This is a genomic window from Sandarakinorhabdus oryzae, assembly GCF_009733735.1.
Classification (GTDB): Bacteria; Pseudomonadota; Alphaproteobacteria; order Sphingomonadales; family Sphingomonadaceae; genus Sandarakinorhabdus; species Sandarakinorhabdus oryzae.
Map to the genome: position 1 here is coordinate 1 of NZ_WNJP01000339.1, position 1,092 is coordinate 1,092.

At 69.3% G+C, this 1,092-nt stretch carries 2 protein-coding genes and 1 pseudogene; all 3 read right to left on the bottom strand.

Annotation, left to right across the window (positions count from 1 at the left end):
- Positions 1 to 181: pseudogene (locus tag GJ693_RS16125) on the bottom strand (3-oxoacyl-ACP reductase); the annotation flags it as partial.
- Between the two features lie 8 nt (positions 182 to 189).
- The gene (locus tag GJ693_RS16130; RefSeq protein ID WP_156257237.1) at positions 190 to 732 is read right to left on the bottom strand and encodes an AAA family ATPase; all 543 of its coding nucleotides are present in this window, start codon (positions 730 to 732) and stop codon (positions 190 to 192) included.
- Between the two features lie 3 nt (positions 733 to 735).
- On the bottom strand, positions 736 to 1,092 hold a 357-nt coding region (gene pnuC / locus GJ693_RS16135; protein WP_197042302.1), incomplete at its 5' end, for a nicotinamide riboside transporter PnuC.

The following is a 1,092-nucleotide window of genomic DNA, read 5'->3' on the forward strand; positions in this document are numbered from 1 at the left end:
CGCGCTCCAGCGCCTCGGCCCACACGGCGTCGGCGGCGCGGGGCTGCGCGAAATCGGCGGCGATCAGCCCGTCGCCGCCGGCCGTCGATTGGCCGATGACAAGGTGGCCGGCCCGTTCCAGATGCGCGCGCGCCGCAGCACCAATGCCGCGCGATGCGCCGGTGAGAAATATGTTTGCCATGGCCGCCCCTATGACGCGGCCTGGGGCACGCTGTCCAGCCGGCGGGTGATGGCGGCGGTGGCCTGGCGCTCGCGTTGTTGCCAGCTGCCCATGATCAGCACGGGCTCGATATCGCGGGAGGCCAGTTCGTCCTCGATGATGGCCTGGAACTGGAGGCGGTCGCGGCCGACAAACTGGCGGGTGCCGTCCGCCACCCACGGCGTGTCCGGCGCAAACAGCAGATAGAGGTCGGCATTGGCCGCCATCGCCGACAGTTCAGGATCGCGGCGGCCGTGCAGCATGCGAAACCAGGCCGCGGTCATCACCACGTCGGTATCCTCGATCAGCAGTCGCGGCCGGGTCGCCAGCAGTACCTGGCGCCGCTGTTCATGCGTGCGCGCGATGGAGCGCAAGGCTTCGGCCGTGAAGTCGGTGCCGATCGTCTCGGCATATTCGCGGCCATATTCCGGCATAAGCGCTGCGCCCATGCGCCGCGCCAGTCGCTCGGCCAGGCGCGTCTTGCCGGTCGATTCAACGCCGGCAAAGCAGACATGCACGCTGCGCCCCGGCATGAGTCAGCGCTCCTGCGGGTCTGTCTGGGCTTGGGCCGCCCACCACAGCCGCCAGCTCCAGAGTGCGCCGACGAGGAAGGCGAGATAAAGCAGGGCCGTGATCCACAGCGACTGGCTGGCATAAAGCGCGATGGAAACGATATTGATGCCCACCCACAGCGGCCAGCTTTCCAGCATGCGCAAGTTGGTCAGCAATTGCGCCACCAGGCTCCAGCCCGCCACCGTGCCATCGGGGATTGGCGCCGCCGCATCGGTCTGCGCCAGCAGCACGGCCAGCGCCGCGCTGGCACCCACGCCGCTGGCCAGCACCACTGGCCAGCCCTTGCGCGGCAGCCGCCGCACCGCCACCTGGCCATCAGC